Source organism: Roseibium sp., assembly GCF_965229775.1.
Lineage (GTDB): Bacteria > Pseudomonadota > Alphaproteobacteria > Rhizobiales > Stappiaceae > Roseibium.
On sequence record NZ_OZ245929.1, the window covers coordinates 2,780,399 to 2,803,004 of the forward strand.

A 22,606-nucleotide genomic window follows, 5' to 3' on the forward strand; every position below is an offset into this window, starting at 1 on the left:
TGCTCCGTTACGGGGTTCGGTTACCGGGCTCGGCACTGTCGGAAAGCGTGTTTCCGAGCTTAAGGAACGGCAGCGCGATCAGCATCGCAGCCAGAATCAGCAGCCAGGCGAGTGCAAAGGGCGCACCGGGAAAATAGACCGGCGCGCCGGGCGCGGAAAAATAGGCAAAGGTCTGCGTCATGACAAACGGGCTGATGACCATGGACAGGCCGGCCACGGCTGAAATCAGGCCCTGCAATTCACCTTGCGCGTTGTCCGGTATGCGATTTGACATAAGACCCGTGAAGGCGGGTGTCGCCAGAGCGCCGAGCGAGGCGAAAACGATCATCGCGTAGGCCATCCAGCCGCTCTCGGCGAACGCAAGGCCTGTCATGGCCACGAGGTTTGCGCTCAATCCGATGAAGAGCGTGCGGCCGGACCCGAACTTCGGTTCGATGACGCGGATCAGATAGCCTTGGGCGATCGCGAAACCGACGCCGACAAGCGCGAGCGACAAGCCGATATCGGCTGGCGTCCAGGCAAATTTTTCTTGCGTGAAGAAGCTCCAGATCGCGGGATAGACATAATGGCCGATATCAAAAAGGAAGAGAGCCAGGAGCAGCGTGCGCACGGCGGGAAACTTGGCGATCTGCTTCAATGCACCGAGCGGGTTTGCCCGTTTCCAGTCGAATGGGCGGCGGTTCTCCTGCTTGAGCGTTTCAGGCAGTATGAAATAACCGAAGAGGAAGTTGACGAAGGACAGCGCCGCTGCCGCAAAAAAGGGCGCTCGAGGGCCATATTCCCCGAGGAAGCCGCCGATCATCGGGCCAAGCACGAACCCGACACCGAACCCGGCCCCCACAAGGCCGAAGTTTTTGGCCCGGTCTTTCTTCGATGAGACATCGGCTATGTAGGCGGAGGCTGCTGAAAATGTAGCGCCGGCGACGCCGGAGATCGTGCGGCCGATGAAGAGCACCAGCAGGTTCCACGACAGGGCCATGACCAGATAGTCGACCGCCATCGTGAACATGGACACCAGAAGGACCGGGCGGCGGCCGAAGCGGTCGGACAGATTTCCGAGTGTCGGTCCGAACACGAACTGCATCAACGCATAGATGACGCTCAGGGCGCCGCCCCATCGCGCCGCTTCGCTCACCGGCAGCTGGGTCAGTTCCGTCAGCAGGGACGGCATGACCGGCATCATCAGTCCGATGCCCATGGAGTTGATGATCAGCGTGACAAGGATGAACCCGAGTGCACCGCGATTTGGCGGATTGGACGGCAAGGCATTTTCCTGGCAGGTCGCAATGGTTGTGGCCGCAAACGGGCCGGAGTTGACACAAAACCACGATGGTTCGCTTCTGGCCAGTCCCGCCAGTCCCTCGCTTGCCTGCGCTCAGGATGGCTGCGGCGCCATCACCTGGAAAATCAGGCCCTGCACGTCCTTGCCGAGTTCCCGGCGCAGGACGTCCTTTCGGTCCTGTGCGTAAATGAGGGATGCGCTTTCGGCACATTTCCGGATGTAGTCCGGCGTATGCGCGTAGCGCCCCGAGCTGTCGACGCGAAAACCCCGCGCGCTGCCGTCTTCCAGGTGTTCGACACTTGCGATCAGCCGTCCTCCAGGCTTGAGCGCCTTGGCCAGGGCCTCCATGAAAGGCTGGAGATTGCCGATGTAGCACAGCGTATCAACGCAGACGGCAAGGTCGAACCGGGTTGGCAGGTCATCGCTCAGGAACGAGACAAGCTCGCCCTCCACCAGAAAGTCGTAGACCTCCAGCTCGGCTGCTTTTTGCATCATCCCCTTGGACAGGTCGACACCGGTCAGCTTCACACAGTGGTCGCGGATCAGCGGACCGCAAAGCCCTGTTCCACAGCCCAGATCGACCACGTCCTGGAACTTGGCGGTCTCCTTCTCCGCCAGGGCGACGACATCTTCGGCAACCAGGTCCGGTGCTCGATATCCCAGTTTTTCCAGAACTTCGTCGAAGCTCGCGGCAAACTTGTCGAAGTGTCCTGTAACATAGTCTTTCGGAGCGCCTTCCAGCTCGTCTCCGCGCACGGCTGCAAGATGATACTGCGCCGCTTTGTTGTTCGGGTCGGCGTCGACGATCCGCTCAAGGTGTTTCAGCGCGAGGTCCTCACGGCCTTCGGCGGCAAGAATGCGGGCGCGCCAGACGGCATTCGGGGATGTTGGCGTGTCAATTTCAAGCGACTTGTTGAAAGCGTCGGTTGCCTCTTCGCTGCGCCCCAGGAACATATTGGCAAGACCGTATGTGTGCCATGCTTCGGGGTTTTCGGGATCCAGCCGCACGATCTCCGACATGATGGTCAAAAGCCCTTGATAGTCGCCGGTGTTGCGCAGCAGCACGTTGATGTTCTTCCAGGCTTCCGGGTGCCGGGGTTCGTATTCAACGGCCTGAACATAGGCAGCAAGCGCACCTTTCGGTTCGCCGGTGAGCTTCAGGATGTTGCCCAGATTGTTCAGGGCCGATGTGTTGCTTCCATTGATTTCGAGAGATCTCTGGATCAACTCGATTGCGCTGTCAGCGCGCCCGGCATCGAAGTGAAGCAGGCCGAGAAAGTGCAAACCGTCCGGGTCTTCCGGGTTCTTGCCCAGGATTTCGAGGTAGATGTCTTGCGCCGTCGCAAGGTCGCCGTTGCGATGCGCTGCGATACCCTCCTGCAGCCTTTCGTCAGTTTGCATGTGTCCCCCAATAAAAAAGGGCGGTCGAACCGCCCTTGCTGTCGGAAAGATCCGTAAGGTGAGCTTACAGGACTTTCAGATCTTCAGCTACCATCTGACCGCGGCGCCACTCGAGATCGAACGCCACGAGCTGGCCTTCCTTCAAGGTGTCGATGCCCGACCGGTGCAGGGCTGAAATCTCGACGAGAATATCCTCGCCGTCTTCGGGTTGGATCGTACCGACACCGCGGCGCTGATCGAACCATCTCACGTTTCCATGTTGCATGGAGCTTGCTTTCCAAATTTACGCATCTAGACATACACGCGGTGTTCATATCCCGGCTTTTCGACGTCTTGATGACACTGTTTCAAAGGTGGCTGAAGTACTCCTCAGTTTTCCTCCAAAAATAAACGCTCTTCCGCGCAGCTACTCTTCGCTGCCGCAGTCTTGTGCGCAGTTCATTTTATGAAGGGTTCTACTTTCCCGGCTAAGTGGCGCGGGAAAGCTTAGTGTCACTTATTATGGTAAGAAATTTGTTAATTTCAAGATGGGGCCGAATGAGCGCAGCCTGGTCGCGGGCAAGGCGATGCCCGCGCGCTGGAACTTCATCATCAACGTGCGCGCGGCTGCCTGCGGGCGCGCGTTGCGGACAGGGTCAGCGATCCAGCTGCCCCAGAATGACATATTTCAGGATCTCGGCGACCTGTTCGGATGTTTCAGCGACCGCCAGGGCCGCGCCGTCGACCTCCTTGAGCGGATGGGTGAGCGACGGGTCGTGGACGACGATCAGAGATTTGCCGAGCGCCGAGGCGTAACCGGCATCGAAGGCGGCGTTCCATTGTTTGTACTTGTCGCCGAAGCGCACGACCACGATGTCGGCCTTTTCGATCAGCGTACGGGTGCGGATGGCATTCACCTTGGCTCCCTTGTGATCGTACCAGAATTTCTTGTCCTCATCGCCGAGTATATGGGCGCCGCAATCGTCGCTGGCGCCGTGATCGGTGACCGGTGCGGAAAATTCGACCGGCAGGTCGAGGGCCTTGACGCCTTCGATGATCCGCTCGCGCCAGTCCGTGTGAATTTCACCTGACAGGTAAACGCGCCAATTGCTCATGTGTCTTTCCTTTGTGTTGCGGCAAGCCGGCTGACAGCTTTGCACCAAAGCTGGGTTGCCGATGCTGCGGCGTCAAGTACCACCGCCATATGCGCCTGAAACCGTCTATCCCGTCTTTGGGTCGCTATTTCGTATTCAGGTGCCAGACACCGTCCCAGTCTGCTGGCGCTCCCTGGGTTGATATCAGGTCGAGCCGATTCAGGAAAACGGCCGCGATCCCATCGTGAGGATGTGCGGCAAGTATCTTTTCGAACCCGGCCCGTGCCTCTGGCCAGTTCGCGTCAGTAAAGGCTTGAAGTGCGGTTTCGGAATCGATCTGCATTTGCCTGAGGGCATCGGTCATCTTGCCCGTGTGGGCGAGCGGCGCATAAATTCTGGTCGGTTCCGTCTTGCCTTTCACCTGGATCTTGTCGATCGCCCTGAACTCGATACCGGCCGCGGTGTCCCGCGTTCTCTGGCAGACAAGGATCTGCGTCCCGTAGATCTTGTTCGCAGCCTCGAGACGCGCACCGAGATTCACCGTGTCGCCCATGATGGTATAGTTCTTGGTCTTGGCCGACCCGATCGACCCGATTACCGCTTCTCCGGTGGCAATGCCGATCCTCTGACGTAGGACAGGCAGGTTTTTCTGCAGGCCGGTGAGTTCCGGAAGTTCCTGCTGGAACTGCTTCATGAGGTGAACATTCGTCAGGGCGCTCTCCACCGCAAGCGCGGCCTGGTTGCCGTCATCGGAGAAAGGCTGCGCCCAGTAGGCCATGATCGCGTCGCCGATATATTTGTCGATGACGCCTTCCCGCGCGGTGATCTCCGACGACATCAGGTCGAGGTAGCGGTTGAGCACGCGGACGAGGCCTGCGGGCGTGAATTGCTCGGAGATCGTGGTGAAATCGGCAAGGTCCGAGAAATAGACCGAGACCACCTTCTTCTGGCCCGCCGTTGCATCCGACTGATCGGCGATCAGACCCGAGACAACCCGCGGGTCGAGATATTGTCCGAACGTGTCCTTGATCCTCTGGGTGCTGCGCAACCCGTCGACCATCGTGTTGAAGCTGCGTGTCAGGGAGCCGATCTCGTCCCTGGAAAGCGGTTTAAGCTCGATCTCGAAATCGCCTTCTTCCACGCGCTTCGCACCCGAGGAAAGGGCGCGCATGGGTCTGAGTATTCCGGAGATCACCAGAGAGGACAGGAGCAGGGCAAGCAGCCCGGCCGTTGCCGTCGCCGCAATGCTGGCGTAGAGCGCCTGCTGTTCGTGCAGCGCCGCCGTTGCAATCGACAGATCCGTGAACGCGCTGACGTGTGCTCTCAAGGAGTTCAGTCTCTCGATGAGCTTTTGCTCTTCACTCTCCAGCTGTTCTTCAAGGCTTTCCCGCGTCGCGGGTGGCAGATCGGTGGACTTGACGAGATTGAGCGCGTGACCGTGAAAACTGCTGTGCTGGGTCTCGATCGCGATCAGGGTCGGATAAAGGGCCGCAAGCTCCAGTTTGTCTTGCAGCGACGAGGCTTCGTCCTGAGCGTCCCGGACACGGTTTTCCGCGGACCGGAGAAGCTCTTCCACCTTGTTCGCGCTGGCGTCAAACAGCGCCAGACCGGTTTCGAGCCGTTCCTCCAATTGACGTATGCGGGCAACAAGCTCCGGGTTCTGCGCGACCGCGGCATCGATCTCCGCCTCGCTTTTGCCGTAACTGAGCGCTTCCAGCCGATCGGCGCGCAGCTCCGCTTCCAGCTTTTCAACCCGTTCCAGCTCGAGTTCTTCCTGAAGCGCGATGACCTCGATCTGCGCGGCTTCTTGCCGGAGCGGTGAAAACACGGTCGAGATCAGCTGAAGCTCTTTGTTGATCTCGTATATTTTGTAAATCGAATAGGTGGCGGCTGTTGCCATGATCACGAAAACGATCAGCGATATTCCAAAGATCTTCCATGCTATTCGCATCGGGGTGAACCACCAGGGGGGCTGCGAGCGCTTCAGCGCATCATAGGTGATGGACTCATAAATGAGGCCGGAATGGTTTGAGGCGGCTTGCTCCTCGTCAAGGCGCGGAAGCGCAGGAAATGTTCCTCATTTTCAAGCTTTTCGCAACGCAGAGGAGGAGCAAGCCGGTCAAATCCGAAGGACATGGAAATGGCTTCACCCCGTGGCGTCAGCGTGCTTGACCGGGCAGGAAGCCCGCTCCGCACACCCTTCCTGACGGGATTTCGCCATTTCGCATGCCATTTCAGTCTCATTTATGGGTCCGTCACCTGGAGGGTTGTCAGCAGGTCTTTCAAGGCGACCCTGTAGTTGGGATAGCGGAAAGTGTATCCCAGTTCGGTTTTGATCCGCGCGTTCGAAACGCGCTTGTTCTCGCCGTAAAAGGACCGTGCCATGGGCGTCAGGTCCGCGGTCTCGAAGGGGATTTCAGGTGGCGGCGTCACGCCGAGCAGCTCCGCGGCATAGGTGACGACATCCTGCGGCGGCGCCGGCTCGTCGTCGGTGATGTTGTAGATCCGTGTTTCGGGCCTTTCGATCGCAAGTTTCAGGGCACCCGCAATATCGGCCACGTGAATACGGTTGAAGACCTGGCCGGGTTTCACGAGACGCCGGGCCCTGCCCTTTCGGAAATTCTCGAACGTGTTCCTGCCGGGGCCGTAGATCCCGGAGAGCCGGAAGATCTGAACCGGGACGCCATGCTGTGCGGAAAAATCGAGCCACGCGGTCTCGGCGCCAACCCGCTGCACCGACCGTTTGGAAACCGGCCGGCAGGGTGTGTCTTCATCCACCCAGGCGCCGTCGTGATTGCCGTAGACACCGACGGTCGACAGATATCCGAGCCAGCCTGGTCTGCCTGCGGCGATGTCATCGCCATGCAGGTTGAGCACGGGATCGCCCGTCTCGTTCGGCGCGATGGAAACGAGCACGTGTGTCGCCGTTTGGAGCGCCTCGGCGATGCCGTCTCCCTGGTCTTCGCCGTTGAAGAGGAAAGGTGCAACGCCCATGTCCTTCAGCGCTTGTGCTTTTTCTTCCGAACGCGTGGTTCCGCCGATCCAGTCAAACCGGTCACGGCATTCCTTGATGAAGGCCCTGGACGAAAAACCGACGCCGAAGACGAAAAGACGCATGACTTCAGAGCTCCAGATGTTTGCGGCGGATTTCATAAAGGGCGACGCCGGTCGCGACCGCCAGATTGAGGCTGTCTGCCTGGCCGGCCTGCGGAATTCTGATCAGGGTCGGACAGGCGGCGGCCATGTCGTCTTCCAGCCCCTTTTGTTCGTTGCCCATGACCAGAAGCACCGGTTCCACGTATTCGGGCGTGCGGTAGTCCACGGACCCTTTCAGGTGGGTTGCCGCAACCGTTCCGGGCCAGGTTCCGGCAAGGGACTTGAACGCGTCCTTGCTCATTCTGGCCAGCGGAACATGGAACAGCGACCCCATCGTCGCGCGCACGGTTTCAACCGCAAAGGGGTCCGTGCAATCGCCGACCAGCATGACACCGCTGCCGCCGATGGCGTCCACGGTGCGGATGATCGTGCCGAGGTTTCCGGGGTCCCGGACCCGGTCGAGCGCGACCCAGAGCGTGCTCCCGGACGGGTCGATATCCTTCGCATCAAGGATTTTCTGTTCGTAGACGCCGACAACCATCTGCGGGTTGTCCTTGCGCGTCATGGCGGACATCACGGCTGTCGAAACTTCCAGGATGAGCGCGCCACGGGCCTTCGCCGTCGCGGCTGCCTTCTGGGCGACCGGGTTTTCCCTGGCTTCCGGACCGAGAGCGAGATAACGCACCTCCCAGCCGGCTTCCAGCGCGTCGGTCGCAAGTTTCAGCCCTTCGGCGACGAACAGTCCGGATTGACTGCGGTGCTTGCGCTGGGCGACCAGTCCCTTGATCTCCTTGACGATCGGGTTGGCATGGCTGGTGATCTGTTTCACCGCGCCCTGACGTTTGTCTCTGCCTGTCTGGGACATGCCCCGCTCCGGCGGCCATCGGATGAGCCGCGTTTTGAAATGATGATCCTGCGCGCTGGATTAGGCGCAAGGCGGGGTCCGGTCAAGCCTTGGCGTCGGCCGCGGGCGGCAGCAGCCGTTCCGTCGCAATCAGAATGGACTCGTCGATGTCGACCGGAAAGGCCGTGACTTCCAGTTTGCCGTCGATTGCCAGAAAGGAAAGACCGTGCACCTGTGTCCACAGGGGAAAGGCTGCGCGAGTGACGGTTTCATTGATGTCCTGTTCACCCAGGTAGCGTGCGACTTCACGCAGGAGCACGCCATATGAGGCGCGGCCGACCTCCCGCAGTTCCTCGATGCGTCCTGAATGCGAGCGTGTGCTGAACATCAGACGGAAGGTATGCGGTTCCCGGATCGCGAAATCGACATAGACGCGCCCGATGGCCGAAATCGACGGCACCGTGCCTCTGTCGTACTTCGATGCATTTTCCTCCATTTCGGCCCCGAGCCTCTGGAGTCCGTCCTTGGCGACCTCAAGCAACAGGTCCTGCTTGTTCGCAAAGTGGCGGTAGGGGGCTGCGGTGCTGACCCCCGCAAGACGGCAGGCATCGGACATGGAAAACCCGTCGGGCCCGTGTTCCTCGAGCAGGTTTCTGGCTGCTGAAAGTAGCTGTCCGCGCAGGTCGCCGTGATGATAGGCGCGCTTTTTCTTGATTTTGCTCTCGGCCATTTTTCGCCGTTTCTGAAATTTTTTCCGTCGAATCTCTTGTCGAAGTTAGTTCTTCTAACATATGTTAGCAACAATAACATAGTTAGAGCCGTTCACATTCAGGTTTCATGCGGGCTTTGAGCGGTTGCCGTCAAACGGAAGATGAGGACACAGCAATGTCGAGCGAGAGTTCTGTTTCTGATACGGGCAAGACCGGCAATGGATTTCTGAAAAGACTGGGCCGCAGGCTCGTCAGCCTGACGACGTTCTCGATCAATATCGGCATCGCGGCGGCAGCCGTGATGATCGGCGTTACCACGATCCAGATGCGCGCCGCGGAAAAACCTGCCGTGGAGGCGGCGCCGCTCGTCGAGGTGCGCCCTGTCAAACCCGAGCATCAGGCCGGATACGAGGTGACCAGAAGTTTTGTCGGCCGCCTGGAACCGGCCCGGCGGACCGATCTCGGGTTTGAACTGTCCGGCACGATCCTCTCCATAGAGTTCGATGAGGGTGATCCTGTCAGAAAGGGCGAGGTGGTCGCGGTTCTGGACACGCGCACGCTGGAAGCCGAAAAAAGGCGCCAGACCGCGAACCGCAAGGCGGCGGAGAGCGACCGGGAGCTGGCCGCCCTGACGCTGGAACGCCGGCAGAAACTGCGCGACGGCGGTCATGTCAGCGACCAGATCCTGGATGAAGCCCGCCTTGCCCTGTCGCGGCTCGATGCCACGCTGGATCAGATCGATGCGGCGATCGAGGCCATCGATATCAGTCTCGACAAATCCGTATTGACGGCTCCCTTCGACGGATCGGTCGGGGAGAGATTGCTGGATGAGGGGGCAACCGTTGCGCCCGGCGCGCCCGTGCTTCGCCTGCTGGAAGTGGCAAAACCGACGGTGCGCATCGGACTGGCGCCGGAAGTTGTCGACCGTCTCGATCGCAATGGCACGTTTCAGATCCGCATATCCGACCGGCAGTTCAAGGCAAGGTTGTCCGGTCTGCGTCCGGATCTTCAGACCAGCACGCGCACGATCGAAACCCTGTTTGAACTCGATGGCGCAGGTGCCGCGCCGCAATTCGGCCGCCTCGCCGAACTGTCGCTCACAGAGCGGATCGAGACCGAAGGTTACTGGGTGCCCACCGCTGCCCTGAAAGAAGGGCCGCGCGGCCTTTGGACACTGCTGGCGGTGGTCGAAATCCGCACCGACACCGGCGAAGACACGTTTGAAATCCGGCGGGAAGCCGTCGAGGTGCTCCATGCCGATGCGACGCGATCCTTCGTGCGCGGCACGATTTCGGGCGACACGAACATCGTTGCGGAGGGCGTGCACCGGGTTGTCGTCGGTCAAGAGGTCGGCCTGAGCGGTGAGGGGGCATGAGCATGTACACGATGTTCTTCAGGCAACCGCGCCTGGTCGCCCTCACGATCCTCGTCATCATTGCCGCCGGACTGTCCGCCCTGGTCGGGATCGGCCGGCAGGAAGACCCGACGATCACCAATCTCTTCGCAACCGTGACCACCGTCTATCCCGGTGCTGACCCGGCGCGCGTCGAAGCGCTGGTGACGGAAAAGGTGGAAGAGGAACTGCGTGAGATCGAAGAGATAGACGTGATCGAATCGACGTCTTCTTCCTCCATATCCATCATTCAGATCGAACTCCTCGACACCCTGCAGGACGATGTGATCGAACAGGTCTGGTCGGAGATCCGCGACAAGATCGGCGACGCTACCCGTGAATTTCCCCAAGGCGTCCTGGAACCGGAATTCAGCACGGAAGGCGCGGGCGCGTTCGCCTCGATCAGCGCCCTTGTCCCGCGGCATGACAGCGTGTCGGATGCGGTCCTCCTGCGCTATGCCGAAGGGTTGTCCGACGTCCTGCGAAATGTGCCCGGAACAAAATCCGTCGAGATCTTCGGTGAGGTGGAAGAGGAAATCCTGGTCAGGATCGATCCGGCACTCCTGGCATCCCTTTCGCTGACGGTTGAACAGGTATCGACTGCGATTAGATCCGCGGACGCAAAGGTGCGCGCTGGCCGCCTGCGTGCCTCCGAGCGCGAATTCCTGATCGAGGTGGAAGGCGAAATCACCGCGCTGGACAGGATCCGCCAAGTCCCGGTGACGACGAGCCAGACGGGTATCGTGACCCGTGTCGGCGATATTGCGACGGTCGGCAAGGGCAAACGGGAACCCGTCGAGGAGCGCGCCTTTTCGGGCGGACGGCCCGCGATCCTCGTTGCCGCAAAAATTGCCGACGGCCTCCAGGTCGACGCCTGGATGGAGCGTGTACGTGGTGAGATTGCCGGGTTCGAAGCGGACATGCCGTATTCGATCGAACACCAGCTGGTGTTCGATCAAAGCCTCTACACCATCGATCGCCTGTCCAATGTCGGCCTCAACATCGCGATCGGCATGGGTCTCGTTGTTGCGGTTCTGCTGGTAACCATGGGGTTCCGGTCGGCCTTGATCGTCGCCATGGTGCTGCCTGTGGTCACGCTCGCGTCCTTCGCCACGATGAGCATGATCGGCCTGCCGCTTCACCAGATGTCCCTGACGGGCCTGATCGTTGCGCTCGGGTTGCTGGTGGATGCCGGGATCGTCATGACCGACGAGATCGGGCAGGCGCTGCAACGCGGGCTGAGCCGGCGCGAGGCGGTCGGAAATGCGGTCCGCCGTCTGTTCGCCCCGTTGCTGGCGTCAACGGTCACGACGGCGCTGTCCTTCATGCCGATGGTGCTGCTGCCGGGACCGGCGGGAGACTTTGTCGGCGCAATCGCGATTGCCGTGATCATCATGCTGCTGTGGTCGTTTGTCGTCGCCGTGACGCTGACGGCCGCGATTGCGGGCTGGGTGCTGCCCGCGCAGTCAACCGAAGCACGCCGCTCCGGATTTTCGCCGGCACGGCTCCTGTCGGTCCCGTTCCGGTTCTCGCTGAAGATGGCGATGCGCAATCCGGCGAGCTCTGTCGCGTTCGCGCTGGTGTTGCCGGTGATCGGCTTCATGAGCATGCCGACGCTCACCGCGCAGTTCTTCCCGGGAGTCGACCGGAACCAGTTTCATGTCGAGGTCGAGCTTGCGGACGGAACGGCAATTTCGCAGACCATGTCGACCGCCCGTGAAATCGACCAGGTGCTTGCCGGGACGCAGGGCGTTGAGCAGATCACCTGGGTCGTCGGGAAAAGCGCCCCGGCCTTCTACTACAACATTGTCGGCAACCGGGATCAGGCCCCGGCCTTCGCCCAGGCGCTTGTCACGACCGTGTCGGAAGACGCGACCACCCGTCTTGTCCCGGATCTCCAGGCGGACCTGTCCGCGCAGTTTCCGAATGCGCGGATACTTGTGCGGGATCTGGTTCAGGGCCCGCCCGTGGACGCACCGGTCGAGTTGCGCCTCGTCGGTCCGTCGCTGGAGGTTCTGCGCGAGCAGGGGGACATCCTGCGCCGCCTGGCGGCGCGCGTCGAGGAGGTGACCGTCGTGCGCACGACGCTGGATGGCGGATCGCCGAAGCTGAAACTGTCGGTCGATGAGGACAAGGCCCGCCTTCTGGGTCTCGGGCTCGCAGATGTCGCACGGCAGCTTGAAGCGACACTGGAGGGCGCGACCGGGGGCAGCCTCATCGAGGGCACGGAAGAACTGCCGGTGCGCGTGCGCGTGGGAGATGCGAAGCGGGGTGATCTCGCGCGCATCGCCAGCCTGCCGCTCCTGCCGGGCAGCGGTGTACCCGGGACGGCCGGTTACGACGGGGTGCCCCTGTCCGCAATCGCCGACTTGCGGGTGGAGCCCTCCGAGGGGCAGATCAACCGCCGCAACGGCGAACGCACCAACACGGTCCAGGCCTTCGTCCAGTATGGCGTCCTGCCGGAAGAAGCCCTGAAAAAACTCCAGTCGGAACTGGAACGTGCCGGATACGTTCTGCCCGACGGCTATCGCATGGAAACCGGTGGAGATTCAGACGCGAGGGACGACACGCTGAAGAACCTCATCGGTTCCCTCGGTCTGATCGTGCCCCTCTCCATCGCGGCGATCGTCCTGACCTTCAATTCGTTCCGTCTTGCAGCCGTGACGCTCGCCGTCGCCGGTCTGTCCGCGGGTTTGAGTATCTTTGCGCTTGCGGTGTTTCAGTACCCGTTCGGGATCAACGCGATCATCGGCGTGATCGGGTCGATCGGAGTCTCGATCAACGCAGCCATCATCATCCTCACGGGCATGCAGCAGAACGAGGCCGCGGCGAATGGCGACCAGGCTGCAATGGTCGACGTGGTCATGGGCTCGAGCCGCCATATCGTGTCCACAACGCTGACGACGTTCGGAGGCTTTCTGCCGCTGATCCTCGGCGGAGGCGGCTTCTGGCCGCCCTTTGCAATGTCGATCGCAGGCGGCGTCCTGCTGTCGACGGTGATTTCGTTCTACTTCGCCCCGCCCATGTTCGCGATGGTGTACGCCCGCCGGCGCAAGCCAGGCAAAACGACCGCAGCGCAGCCCGCCGCGGACGAGGAGGCCGTCAAGTCCGACGAAACATGGTCGAATGACAATTACCGGTCGGCGATCGCGGCGGAGTAGCCGCGCTCAGCGGCTGCTCCACCTGGAAAAGAGGGAGGTTGAAAGCGCCCGGTCGCCGCCTTCCTCGCCGATGACGAGTTCACCCGATTCCAGGAGCCCGCCCTGGTCGGCGAGCGTCTCCGCCATCAGCTCGTGGATGGACAGAAAACTGGAGCGGATCGCATAGGCCGTCAGGATCATGAAGAGCGAGTCTTTGGTCAGCAACTGGCGCAGGTCACTGAGCATGCCCGGCAGGCTGGTGTAGAGATCCCAGACTTCCCCCTTGGGGCCGCGCCCGTATTTTGGCGGATCCAGAATGATGCCGTCATAGGAGTTGCCGCGGCGCACTTCCCGGGCGACGAATTTCGCCGCGTCCTCGCAGATCCACCGGATCGGGAGATCTTCCAGTCCGGAGAGCGCCTGGTTCTCGCGTGCATAACCGATGGCCTTCTTGGAGGCATCCACATGGGTCACCTGAGCGCCCTCGGTGGCCGGCAGAAGTGACGCCAGGCCCGTGTAGCCGAACAGGTTCAGGATCTTCAGCGGCTTGTCAGGAGCGCGCTCCCGCTCGGCGCGTACCTTGCCGTTGACCCAGTCCCAGTGCGCGGCCTGTTCCGGAAAGACACCGACGTGCCGGAACGACATGAAACGGCCGTTGTATCGGACCGGGCCATATGACATCGGCCAGGTTTCAGGCACGTTGCCGGAAAACTTCCAGCGTCCCGGACCTTCCTCCTCCGTATCGCCGGAGAAGACCGCGTCCGCGCGGTTCCAGACACTGTCCTTGAGTTTGCGCGTTCCCATCGCCTGGGGCTCCGGCCGGACGATGGTGAAACGGCCGTAGCGCTCGAGCTTTTCGCCCGCGCCCATGTCGAGCAGGCGATAATCCTTCCAGCCCCTGGTTTCCAGGATCACCGGCCAGGATTGTTCGGGAGGGCTGCCATTGGGGGCAAAGGCTGCGGCGTCAATCTGCTTCGCCAAGACGGTATCTCGCTGGAATTCGGGTTTGTCCGTTTCCGCATAGTCCTCCGGGCGGGCAAGGTCAATCACCGAGCGGGCCGGAGAACGAAAAAGGGCGGAGTGCCCGGCACTCCGCCCCGATATTGGATGGCCCGGTTGATCAGGCTGCGGCGACCTCCGACAGGAACTGTTCGACTTCCTGCTTCAGCTGGTCGGTCTTTTCGGTCAACTCTCCGGATGCGGACAGCACCATGTCGGCCGAGGAGGATGTCTGGTCGACAGCCTGTGAAAGCTGGGTCATGGACGAGGACACGGCACCGGTGCCCTGAGCGGCACGCTGGACGTTCTGCGAGATCTCCGCAGTTGCCGCGCCTTGCTCTTCCACCGCGGACGCAATCGCCGTGGTGTAGCTGTTGACCTCGTTCATGGTTTCGGCGATCGCGCCGATGGCGACGACCGATTCCTTCGTGGCGTTCTGGATCTCGGTGATCTGGGAACTGATTTCCTCGGTTGCCCGTGATGTCTGCGTCGCCAGTTCCTTCACCTCTGCGGCCACAACCGCAAAACCCTTGCCCGCTTCGCCGGCGCGGGCCGCTTCGATGGTCGCGTTGAGCGCAAGCAGGTTGGTCTGTTCGGCAATGGCCTGGATCAGCGTGACCACTTCACCGATCTTGGTGGCGGCTTCTGCCAGACCTTCGACCTTTTCGTTGGTCTCCCGTGTCCCGGTTGTCGCGCGTCCCACGATCTCCGTGGTCTGCGCAACCTGCCGGGAAATCTCGCCGATGGAGGCGGCAAGCTCTTCCGCGGCGCTGGCGACCGTCTGAACATTCGTCGTGGTCTCGTTGGACGACGACTGGGTCTCGTTCGCATAGCCGGCGCTGTCACGCGCGATTTCGGTCAATGCCTGGGCGGTGTTGTCGAGACCGCCGGCCGTCGAGGCAACGGACCCCAGGGCTTCTTCGGCGGTTGCGCGGAAGCCGTTGATCAGATCGTCGACCCTCTGCTGACGGGCGTGACGGGCTTCTTCCTCGTGGGCGTTCTGCTCCTGCAGATGCGCACGCTCGACCGCATTGTCGCGGAAGACCTGAACCGTGCGGCTCATGTTGCCGATTTCATCGCCGCGCTCGATGCCCGGAATGTCGACTTCATTGTCGCCGTTGGCGAGCCTGTCCATGACATTCGTGATTGTCTGGATCGGTTTGGTGATCGCCATGTTGAGGATGAAGGCAAGGCCGACACCGCCGAGGATCGCGAGCAGGATCGTCATGATGATCTGCAGCTCTGCGGAGCCTGCGGCGCTGTTGGCCACCTTGGACTGTTCGCTGGAAATCGCGGCAATGTCGCCGCTGACCTGACGCGTCAGGCTGTCAAGCTGCTGGCGCTTTGCAAGAAGTTCGGTCTTCGCCGTCAGCATTTCCTTGAAGGATTTGTCGAGCGTCGCGACCGATGTTGCGATTGCCTCGATGGCTTCCGCCGCGGAGGGAAGGACCTTTGCGTATTTGACGAGTTCTGCCTCGAGCGCCACCAGGTTCGAAATCTGGGTCTCAACGGCTGTCTGGTCTTCGACCCCGAAGGATCCGAACAGGTAAAGCAATTCAGCGCGCGCCGACTCCGATGCCTTGCTCAGCGATTTCGCCTTGTCCGAGATCGCACGGATCGTGGCGAGCCGCGTCGACGCTGTCAGGGCGTCGCTCTTTGCCGTCTCGACGACGGGGGCCATCTGTGTCAGAACCTCGTCGGTCTGCGCATCCATTTCTTCAATGCCCGTGCCAACGGCAAGACGCGCCTCGTAGCCTTCCGAGAAACCAAGCTCCCTGTTGAGGTTCTCAACGACGGCAAGGAGATTCTTGGTCTTGGCGGCAAGTTGCGCCAGCGTCTTGGGCTGCATGCCCTCGATCTGCTTCATCCGGATCTGTTTTGCCGATGCGACCAGTTCGCTCGCGATCTGGATGGCGCTTTGCAGTGCGTCGCCCTGCAGGTTGCCGTTGCCTTCCAGGTAAAGAAGCTGGATCTGCGTGACGCCGTCCTTCAGTTCGAAGATCCCGCGCTGGATGGCGGCGGCATCGTCAAGGCGGCTGTCCGCGGAGAACGCCTCTGCACTGACCTGTTTTTCCTCGGTCAGCACGGCATCGCTGATGGTAAAGGCCAGCTGACCGAGATCGGCTGTGCTCTTGCGCAGGGTAGAAAGGCGTTCCGCTTGCTGGTTGGTCTGCGCCACCACTTCACCGAACGTCGTCTCGAACTTGGTCACGGCCTCCTGGGCGCCTGCCACCTGGCTGGCTGCATCCGGATTGCCCGCGACTTCGTGCCCAAGCTCCTCCAGGGAGGTGTTGAGTTTTCCGATCTCCTGGTTGACAGCCTCGCTCAACTCCGCTGACGGGTTGTTGAGATAGTCTTCCCGCTTGATCGAGGTTGCCTGCACCTGGCCGGCGACCTTGGCCGCATGATCGGCAACCACGAAACTGGACGAGAGGTTCTGGATGGCAAAGTAGCCGACGGCTCCGACAACGGCTGTCAGGAGCAGAACGGCGAAGAAGCCGCCACCGACCTTGAAGCCGAACTTCAGGTCGACCAAAGATTTCAGAATCTGTTTCATACGATCCCCGCATGGCTGTATTACAGCGTTTCCCTGCAGGGAGTGTCGCGGGAAGCAATGAATTTTGCGTAAATTGGATACGTATTTCTACCCCGGGGGTATACATATTGATTGTAATAAATGCGTATTCGCCGACATTTCTTTTTGTCAAAAACGGCAAAAGACCTTTTTGGCCGGATTTTCACACATGTTGTCCGCCGTTGATATGGATTTCGGATCCCGTAACGTAAGAACTACGCTCGGAACACAGATAGAAAATCGTGTCGGCAACTTCATCGGGCAGGCCCAGTCGCCTCAGCGGAATATCCTCCACCAGCTTCTCGGTTCCCGGCGAGAGAATCGACGTGTCGATCTCGCCCGGCGCGATCGCGTTGACGCGGATGCCGTGCGGTCCGAAGTCCGCGGCCATCTCGCGGGTCAGGGCGGCCAGGGCGGCCTTCGAGGTCGCATAGGCGGTGCCCGCAAAGGGATGGACATGCATCCCGGCAATGGATGTGACGTTGACCACCGAGCCGCCGGCGGACTTCAGTTCCTCGAACAGGCCGCGGCCGAGCAGGATGGGCGCGAAGAAATTGACCTGGAAGACGGTGCGCCACTCGTGCATTGCCGTGTTAAGCGAATTGAGCCTCTCTCCTTCGGACCCCTTCGGGCTGATGCCGGCATTGTTCACCAGAGCATTCAGCCGTGAGCCGTTCGCCTCGAGACGCTTTCGGATTTCCTGAACGGCGAACCCGAGATTCTCCGGATCCGACAGATCGACCTGAATGTGGTCTTCCGGTCCCATGGGCCAGGGGCACTTGTCCGAAAACGCCTGGCGCGAACAGGTGATGACGCGCCAGCCTTCCGCGGAAAACCGCTTGACGGCCGCGTGCCCGATGCCGCGGCTTGCGCCGGTCAGGACGAGTGTCGGGCGGGTGTCGGATGTGTCCTGGCCGCTCATGTCGGTTTCCTGTCAGTTGAGGGACGAGTCGGAAAAAGTTGACTCTTATAGTAGGGTTTCGTTATTGCGCATGAAACCCCGAATGCCAATATGGTCGGATAACCGGACCCTGTGCGAACCCTACAATGATCGTCTGCTCCTGTAATGTCCTTTCTGAGAAGCAGCTTCGTGAAGCGGCGGAAGAAATGCGCGCCGACCCGAACGGCAAGGTGCCGACGCCCGGGGCGGTGTTCCGGCATCTGGGCTGCCGGCCGAGATGCGGCAGCTGTTTTCCGTCCGTGATTGACATCATTCATGAAAAGGGGTCTGAAGAAGCAGGTGGTGCCGAGGCCGGACCTGCAACCCTGAAACGCGCCGCGGGCCGATAGGAAGAGGAGAGCCTGATGAAGGGTGAAGCACAAGTAATCGAATACCTGAACAAGGCTCTGCGTCACGAACTGACCGCGGTCAACCAGTACTGGGTCCATGCGCGGCTCCTCGCCGACTGGGGTTTCGGCAAGCTCGCCGACAAGGAACTGGAAGAAGCCGACGAGGAGCGCCAGCACGCCCAGGACCTCATGGACCGGATCATATTCCTGGAAGGTCTTCCGAACCTGCAGACGCTGGATCCGCTCAGGATCGGGCAGAATGTCAAGGAATGCCTGGAAGGAGATCTGGCGGCGGAATATGTCGCGCGGGCCCTCTACCACGAAGCCCGAGAGATTTGCCGCGACCTCGGCGACTACGTTTCCATGGAACTCTTCGAGAAGCTGCTGAGCGACGAGGAAAGCCACATCGACTTTCTGGAAACCCAGCTCGACCTGATCGAGCGGATCGGCATCGACAACTACTCCCTGCTGCAGGCGAAGTCGGCCGACCAGGCGGAATGACGCGTCAGCTTTGAGCCGAGACCGGCTGCGGCCGTGTGGAACCTGAGCATCCCGTGCCGGGGTCCCGGCCATCGAGATAGTGGATCATGCCGCCGGCTGCCACTGCATCGTCCTGATCATGGGTCACCAGAAGCACCGGCAGGTTCTTTTCCCGCGCGAGGCGGAACACAAGATTGCGGACACCGGCCCTGCGGGTCTGGTCGAGGCTCGAAAAAGGCTCGTCGAGCAGCAGCGCTTTCGGGTCTGCGAGCAGCGTTCGCATCAGGGCGACACGTGTTTGCTGCCCGCCTGAAAGCGTCGCCGGATCGCGCCCTGCAAATCCCGCAAGACCGACGTCTTCAAGCGCTTTCTGGGCAATTTCCACCCTTTCGGACCGCTTGCTCACCGAGGCCGGAATCGCGAACAGCAGGTTCTGCAACACCGACATGTGCGGGAAGAGCAGGGGCGCTTGAAACATCAGCCCGATATGCCTCTCCTGTGCGGGCCGCTCGGTCAGGTCCTCACCGTCCAGGAAAAGTCTGCCTTCCGCCTGGAAGTCCGGCTTCAGGAAACCGGCGATGAAGTCCAGCAGGCTGGACTTTCCGCTGCCGCTTTCCCCCATGATGGTCAGGATGCTTCCCGGCCGGATCCGGCAGTCGATGCTGATGAGCGGTGCCCCGTCCAGACGGAGGCAGACCGCCTCCAGAACGAGGCCGGATGTGTCTTCTTGTGCGCCCATCCGCCTTTACCTTTCCAGCCGCATCGCGGCACGGTTTCTGAATACCAGAGAAGGCACCAGGGCCGCGACAACAAAAACGGCGAGCGGAATGATCAGCTGGAGAACCGCATAGAGCGCGGCGACCTGGCGATTGCCGCCGCTGGCCAGCGCTACGCTTTCCGTTGTCACGGTCACCACGCGTCCCGCCCCGATCATCAGCGTTGGAAGATATTGCCCGACGGAGACGGCGGCCGCCACGGCGAATGTCACCAGGACGGGGCGCAGCAGAAGCGGCAGCCGTATCTGCCAGAATACCTTGAACCTGGATGCCCCCATGGACATGGCCACCTTGGCGTAGCGCGGGTCGAGCCGGTTCCAGGGATCGCTCAGGGCGAGAAAGGCGTAGGGAAACACGAACACGAGATGGGCAAGCAGGACCGCCTGGAACGTCCCGCTCAGGCCACCGAGAAGAAACAGCATCTGCAGCCCGAACAGGAAGCTGATCTGCGGCAGCAGCAGCGGAAGAAAGATCAGGATGTTGAGACGTCCCCGCGCCGGGAGGTTGCGGAAACTGCGTGCGTCGAGCAGCCACAAGGCGAGTGCCGTGGCTGCGCCCGCCGCAACAAAGGCAAGGGCGAGCGTTGCCGCAAGTGCGGGTGCTCCCATGCCGAAGGCGTCCGCCATGCGCCCGAGGCTCCATGTCTGCGGCAGGACGGCGGGGAACCACCAGGACCTTGCCGCCGTCCATATGGCCAGCAGCACCATGGACGACGTCATGACGGCAACAATCAGGATCATCGGAATGAGGCCGGCCTGCCGGACAGGAAAGTCGCGCCGCCGGCGGTGACCGCTAGCGTAGCGCGAGGTTTGCCAGAGCCCTGCGAGGCGTTCGATGCCAAGATAGGTCAGCAAGGCGGACGCGCTGACCAGAAGCTGCAAAAGGGCACCGGCGGACGCCATCAGCCGTTTGCTCAGGTCGGGATCGTTCATCCAGGCGACGAGACGGGGTGCGAGCGGGGGTGGCGTCGTGGGTCCGAGGATTTGCGCAACGTCAACCACTGAGGTCGAATAGGCGATCACCGCCAGCATCGGCAGGCGGATCAACGGGTAGATCTGCGGCAGGATCACCTTGAAAAAGACGCTCATCCGGCCATAGCCGAGGCTCGCTCCGGCCTTGTAAAAGTCCTTGATATGCGGCCTGTTGAGCGCTGCGAGTGTCATCAGGAACAGGAAAGGGACCTCCTTTGCAACGAGCCCGAAGGTCATCGCGAGTCCTGCGGGATCGTTCAGGATCAGCACGTCCGGCGGCCTGCTCCATCCGGTCGCCCACGGCGAGAAAAGGCGGACGAGGAAACCGGATGGCGCAATCAGGAACGCGAGTCCAATCGCCGCGGCGGCATGTGGAACGGAAAGAAGCGGTGACAGAAAGCGGGTCACACGCTGGAAGGTGTGGGTGCCTGCCCAGCCGGCGGTGAAGACCAGCACGATGATTAGCGACAGGAGCGATGCGGCCAGTCCGGTGCCGAAGCTGAGCAGGACCGAGCTTGATAGCCCGGGCATCTCCAGAAGACTGTGCAGCGGAGCGAGCGAAAACGACGTGTAGCCCAGCACCGGCAGATACCCGAAGGCGGGCAGGATGGTCCCTGCCAGACCGGCAAGAACCGGGCCGGCCAGCAGGCTCACCACGACCAGGGTCGGAATGTTGAATATGCGGCCTTGTGCCGGCAATGGCCTACTCGCTGCCGGCGCCGTAGCGCGCGGTCCACGCCTCCTCCAGTGCGGCGACCCAGCTTGGATGCGGTTCCGGCAGGACCGGCCCGAGTTCCTCGGGTGCCAGTGTTGCGGGCCCCAGATCCATCGCATCGAACAGAGCTTTCTCGTTCGCAGGCAGCGCGGCGACGTTCAGCACGGTCGGATCGCCCCAGATCTCGGGCTCCTGCTTGCGCGTTTGTGCCATGGGGCTCAGCAGGAAATTCGCATAGACCTTCGCGCCGGCCTTGTTGGAACTGTTGAAGGGGATGGCCACGAAATGGGTGTTGCCGATCGTGCCGCCATCGAACACGAACGTCCGCACGGTTTCGGGCAGCTCCCCGTTTGCAATCGCGCCGGAGGCGTCACCCGGATTGAAGGAAAAGGCAATATCCAGCTCGCTGTCGGCCAGCAGCTGGCGCATGTCGGCCGCGTTCTTCGGAAAAGCCTGTCCCTGCCGCCACAAATGGGGGTGCAGGTCGTCCAGCAAGGCAAACAGCGGCGCGACCGTTTCCTCGAACGTGCTTTCATCCACGGGGGACGACAGGACAGACGTGTCCGCAACCGTGTCGGCAAGCGCCTGTTTCAGGAAGGTGGTGCCGTAGAAATTCGGCGGCTGGGGGTAGGAAAACCGTCCGGGGTTCGCTTTTGCATAGTCCAGCAACCCGCTCAGATCGGACGGCGGCGTCTCCAGTCTGGCGCTGTCATACATGAACACGAGCTTGGCCATGCCCCACGGACTTTCCTGGCCGTCGGTCGGAACGGTGAAGTCGACGGTGACGGTCGGCTTGTTCTCGACATCGACATATTGCCAGTTGGGCAGGGTTTGCGCCCAGCCCGGGGCCGCCAGAAGTCCGTTCTTCTTCATCGACGCGAAATTCTCGCCGTTGATCCAGATGAGGTCGACCGCCCCGCCGTTCTCCTTGCCGACCGACTTTTCCGCAAGCACTTGCGAGACCACATTCGCCGTATCGCTCGCTTTCACGTGGACGATACGGACGCCGTAGTCGCGCTCGACTTCGCGCGCCGCCCATTGGATGTAGGCATTGATGCGCGGTTCTCCGCCCCAGGCATGAAAGTAGACGGTCTGTCCCTTGGCATCGTCAAGGACGGCCTGCCAGTCCTGATCCTGGGCATGCGCCCCAAGAGTGGCAAGAAGGAGCCCGGCAAGGCCGGTGGCGGTGGAAAGCAGTCGCTTCATCCATGTCCCCAGTTTTGGTTCTTTTTTGCTGCCCGTTCCCTCGCGCATCCGGCCCGGCACGGTCAACACAAGGCTTTGTGAATAAGGCGTGTCGAAACGGCCCCGGGTAAGGCCATCAGACAGGCAGTATATGCGTGTCCTTGATCTCTTCCATGACGGCATAGGTATGTGTTTCGCGCACGCCGGGGAGGGCCAGAACCACGTCGGACAGAAAGGCCCTGTAGGCTTCCATGTCCCTGACACGGCTTTTCATCAGATAATCGAACCCGCCGGCCACCATGTGACACTCAAGGATGTCCGGCGCGCGTTCGACCGCACGCTTGAACGCATCGAAGATTTCGGGCGACGTTCTTTCAAGACGGATCTCGACGAACACCAGCAGGCCGCGCTCGACCTTCCTTGGATCGAGTGTCGCCGAGAAACCTTCGATATACCCTTCCCGGACAAGACGCTTCATGCGCTCCGCCGTTGCCGTCGGCGAGAGGCTGACCCGCTCTGCGAGGTCCGTATTGGTGACGCGGCCGTCTTCCTGCAGCACCTTCAGAATTCTCCGGTCAGTAGCATTGAGCATTGGGGAATTCCCTGAAAATTTCAATTTTAGCGGAGAATAAACTGAATTGAAGCCAAAAAACAGTGAAAATATCCGTACGAATTC

The 22,606-nt window shown here is 61.2% G+C and carries 19 protein-coding genes; 4 read left to right on the top strand and 15 right to left on the bottom strand.

The window, feature by feature from the left end; genetic code table 11:
* Window positions 1-7: 7 nt before the first annotated feature.
* The 8 genes from ACO07N_RS12625 to ACO07N_RS12660 form a co-directional block, all read right to left on the bottom strand.
* The gene (locus tag ACO07N_RS12625; RefSeq protein ID WP_421981352.1) at window positions 8-1,264 is read right to left on the bottom strand and encodes a TCR/Tet family MFS transporter; all 1,257 of its coding nucleotides are present in this window, start codon (window positions 1,262-1,264) and stop codon (window positions 8-10) included.
* 111 nt (window positions 1,265-1,375) lie between these two features.
* Window positions 1,376-2,683 carry a tetratricopeptide repeat protein gene (locus ACO07N_RS12630; RefSeq protein WP_421981353.1) on the bottom strand — a complete coding sequence of 436 codons (1,308 nt, stop codon included), beginning with the start codon at window positions 2,681-2,683 and terminating at the stop codon, window positions 1,376-1,378.
* Window positions 2,684-2,747: 64 nt separating this feature from the next.
* Window positions 2,748-2,948 carry a cold-shock protein gene (locus tag ACO07N_RS12635; protein WP_421981354.1) on the bottom strand — a complete coding sequence of 67 codons (201 nt, stop codon included), beginning with the start codon at window positions 2,946-2,948 and terminating at the stop codon, window positions 2,748-2,750.
* A gap of 370 nt (window positions 2,949-3,318) precedes the next feature.
* Window positions 3,319-3,777 (bottom strand): YtoQ family protein, encoded by a 459-nt coding sequence (locus ACO07N_RS12640; RefSeq protein WP_420335603.1) that lies wholly within the window; start codon window positions 3,775-3,777, stop codon window positions 3,319-3,321.
* Between the two features lie 124 nt (window positions 3,778-3,901).
* Entirely contained in the window at window positions 3,902-5,707 is a 1,806-nt protein-coding gene (locus ACO07N_RS12645) for an adenylate/guanylate cyclase domain-containing protein (protein WP_421981355.1), read from the bottom strand.
* A gap of 293 nt (window positions 5,708-6,000) precedes the next feature.
* Entirely contained in the window at window positions 6,001-6,873 is an 873-nt protein-coding gene (locus tag ACO07N_RS12650) for an SDR family oxidoreductase (protein WP_421981356.1), read from the bottom strand.
* A 4-nt stretch (window positions 6,874-6,877) separates the two neighbouring features.
* A complete protein-coding gene (locus ACO07N_RS12655) occupies window positions 6,878-7,717 on the bottom strand; it encodes a TrmH family RNA methyltransferase (RefSeq protein ID WP_421981357.1) in 840 nt (279 codons plus the stop codon).
* Between the two features lie 82 nt (window positions 7,718-7,799).
* The gene (locus ACO07N_RS12660; protein WP_421981358.1) at window positions 7,800-8,426 is read right to left on the bottom strand and encodes a TetR/AcrR family transcriptional regulator; all 627 of its coding nucleotides are present in this window, start codon (window positions 8,424-8,426) and stop codon (window positions 7,800-7,802) included.
* 155 nt (window positions 8,427-8,581) lie between these two features.
* On the opposite strand from ACO07N_RS12660, the gene ACO07N_RS12665 reads away from it, so the two are divergent.
* A complete protein-coding gene (locus ACO07N_RS12665; protein ID WP_421981359.1) occupies window positions 8,582-9,781 on the top strand; it encodes an efflux RND transporter periplasmic adaptor subunit in 1,200 nt (399 codons plus the stop codon).
* Window positions 9,778-12,960: an efflux RND transporter permease subunit gene (locus ACO07N_RS12670; RefSeq protein ID WP_421981360.1), complete on the top strand. Its 3,183-nt coding sequence runs from the start codon at window positions 9,778-9,780 to the stop codon at window positions 12,958-12,960. The genes ACO07N_RS12665 and ACO07N_RS12670 overlap by 4 nt, the downstream gene beginning before the upstream one ends.
* Before the next feature lie 6 nt (window positions 12,961-12,966).
* Here the strand turns inward: ACO07N_RS12670 and ACO07N_RS12675 are convergent, their stop codons facing one another.
* The 3 genes from ACO07N_RS12675 to ACO07N_RS12685 all read right to left on the bottom strand — a co-directional run bounded on the left by ACO07N_RS12675 (window position 12,967) and on the right by ACO07N_RS12685 (window position 17,435).
* Entirely contained in the window at window positions 12,967-13,920 is a 954-nt protein-coding gene (locus ACO07N_RS12675) for a class I SAM-dependent methyltransferase (RefSeq protein ID WP_421981361.1), read from the bottom strand.
* 139 nt (window positions 13,921-14,059) lie between these two features.
* Window positions 14,060-16,495, bottom strand: coding sequence for a methyl-accepting chemotaxis protein (locus tag ACO07N_RS12680; protein WP_421981362.1), 2,436 nt, complete (start codon window positions 16,493-16,495; stop codon window positions 14,060-14,062).
* A 181-nt stretch (window positions 16,496-16,676) separates the two neighbouring features.
* A complete protein-coding gene (locus tag ACO07N_RS12685) occupies window positions 16,677-17,435 on the bottom strand; it encodes an SDR family NAD(P)-dependent oxidoreductase (protein ID WP_421981363.1) in 759 nt (252 codons plus the stop codon).
* A 125-nt stretch (window positions 17,436-17,560) separates the two neighbouring features.
* Here ACO07N_RS12685 and ACO07N_RS12690 point away from each other — a divergent pair, with 125 nt between their 5' ends.
* Together ACO07N_RS12690 and bfr are read left to right on the top strand one after the other, a co-directional pair.
* A complete protein-coding gene (locus tag ACO07N_RS12690; protein ID WP_421981364.1) occupies window positions 17,561-17,803 on the top strand; it encodes a (2Fe-2S)-binding protein in 243 nt (80 codons plus the stop codon).
* Between the two features lie 15 nt (window positions 17,804-17,818).
* Entirely contained in the window at window positions 17,819-18,304 is a 486-nt protein-coding gene (bfr, locus tag ACO07N_RS12695; RefSeq protein WP_319385769.1) for a bacterioferritin, read from the top strand.
* A 4-nt stretch (window positions 18,305-18,308) separates the two neighbouring features.
* Here bfr and ACO07N_RS12700 read toward each other — a convergent pair whose 3' ends face one another.
* From ACO07N_RS12700 to ACO07N_RS12715, 4 genes are all read right to left on the bottom strand, one after another.
* Complete coding sequence (locus ACO07N_RS12700; protein WP_421981365.1) at window positions 18,309-19,022, bottom strand: ATP-binding cassette domain-containing protein; 714 nt, start codon at window positions 19,020-19,022, stop codon at window positions 18,309-18,311.
* Between the two features lie 6 nt (window positions 19,023-19,028).
* A complete protein-coding gene (locus tag ACO07N_RS12705) occupies window positions 19,029-20,729 on the bottom strand; it encodes an ABC transporter permease (RefSeq protein ID WP_421981366.1) in 1,701 nt (566 codons plus the stop codon).
* A 4-nt stretch (window positions 20,730-20,733) separates the two neighbouring features.
* Window positions 20,734-21,951, bottom strand: a complete 1,218-nt coding sequence (locus ACO07N_RS12710) for an ABC transporter substrate-binding protein (protein WP_421981367.1) — start codon at window positions 21,949-21,951, stop codon at window positions 20,734-20,736.
* Window positions 21,952-22,066: 115 nt separating this feature from the next.
* Window positions 22,067-22,522 carry an Lrp/AsnC ligand binding domain-containing protein gene (locus ACO07N_RS12715; protein WP_306141277.1) on the bottom strand — a complete coding sequence of 152 codons (456 nt, stop codon included), beginning with the start codon at window positions 22,520-22,522 and terminating at the stop codon, window positions 22,067-22,069.
* Between the last annotated feature and the right edge of the window lie 84 nt (window positions 22,523-22,606).

What these genes read in the sequence shown, in the direction of transcription:
- ACO07N_RS12630 (WP_421981353.1), bottom strand. Translation starts at nt 2,683, where the DNA reads ATGCAAACTGACGAAAGGCTGCAGGAGGGTATCGCAGCGCATCGCAAC.
- ACO07N_RS12635 (WP_421981354.1), bottom strand. Translation starts at nt 2,948, where the DNA reads ATGCAACATGGAAACGTGAGATGGTTCGATCAGCGCCGCGGTGTCGGT.
- ACO07N_RS12640 (WP_420335603.1), bottom strand. Translation starts at nt 3,777, where the DNA reads ATGAGCAATTGGCGCGTTTACCTGTCAGGTGAAATTCACACGGACTGG.
- ACO07N_RS12645 (WP_421981355.1), bottom strand. Translation starts at nt 5,707, where the DNA reads ATGCGAATAGCATGGAAGATCTTTGGAATATCGCTGATCGTTTTCGTG.
- ACO07N_RS12650 (WP_421981356.1), bottom strand. Translation starts at nt 6,873, where the DNA reads ATGCGTCTTTTCGTCTTCGGCGTCGGTTTTTCGTCCAGGGCCTTCATC.
- ACO07N_RS12655 (WP_421981357.1), bottom strand. Translation starts at nt 7,717, where the DNA reads ATGTCCCAGACAGGCAGAGACAAACGTCAGGGCGCGGTGAAACAGATC.
- ACO07N_RS12660 (WP_421981358.1), bottom strand. Translation starts at nt 8,426, where the DNA reads ATGGCCGAGAGCAAAATCAAGAAAAAGCGCGCCTATCATCACGGCGAC.
- ACO07N_RS12665 (WP_421981359.1), top strand. Translation starts at nt 8,582, where the DNA reads ATGTCGAGCGAGAGTTCTGTTTCTGATACGGGCAAGACCGGCAATGGA.
- ACO07N_RS12670 (WP_421981360.1), top strand. Translation starts at nt 9,778, where the DNA reads ATGAGCATGTACACGATGTTCTTCAGGCAACCGCGCCTGGTCGCCCTC.
- ACO07N_RS12680 (WP_421981362.1), bottom strand. Translation starts at nt 16,495, where the DNA reads ATGAAACAGATTCTGAAATCTTTGGTCGACCTGAAGTTCGGCTTCAAG.
- ACO07N_RS12685 (WP_421981363.1), bottom strand. Translation starts at nt 17,435, where the DNA reads ATGAGCGGCCAGGACACATCCGACACCCGCCCGACACTCGTCCTGACC.
- ACO07N_RS12690 (WP_421981364.1), top strand. Translation starts at nt 17,561, where the DNA reads ATGATCGTCTGCTCCTGTAATGTCCTTTCTGAGAAGCAGCTTCGTGAA.
- bfr (WP_319385769.1), top strand. Translation starts at nt 17,819, where the DNA reads ATGAAGGGTGAAGCACAAGTAATCGAATACCTGAACAAGGCTCTGCGT.
- ACO07N_RS12700 (WP_421981365.1), bottom strand. Translation starts at nt 19,022, where the DNA reads ATGGGCGCACAAGAAGACACATCCGGCCTCGTTCTGGAGGCGGTCTGC.
- ACO07N_RS12710 (WP_421981367.1), bottom strand. Translation starts at nt 21,951, where the DNA reads ATGAAGCGACTGCTTTCCACCGCCACCGGCCTTGCCGGGCTCCTTCTT.
- ACO07N_RS12715 (WP_306141277.1), bottom strand. Translation starts at nt 22,522, where the DNA reads ATGCTCAATGCTACTGACCGGAGAATTCTGAAGGTGCTGCAGGAAGAC.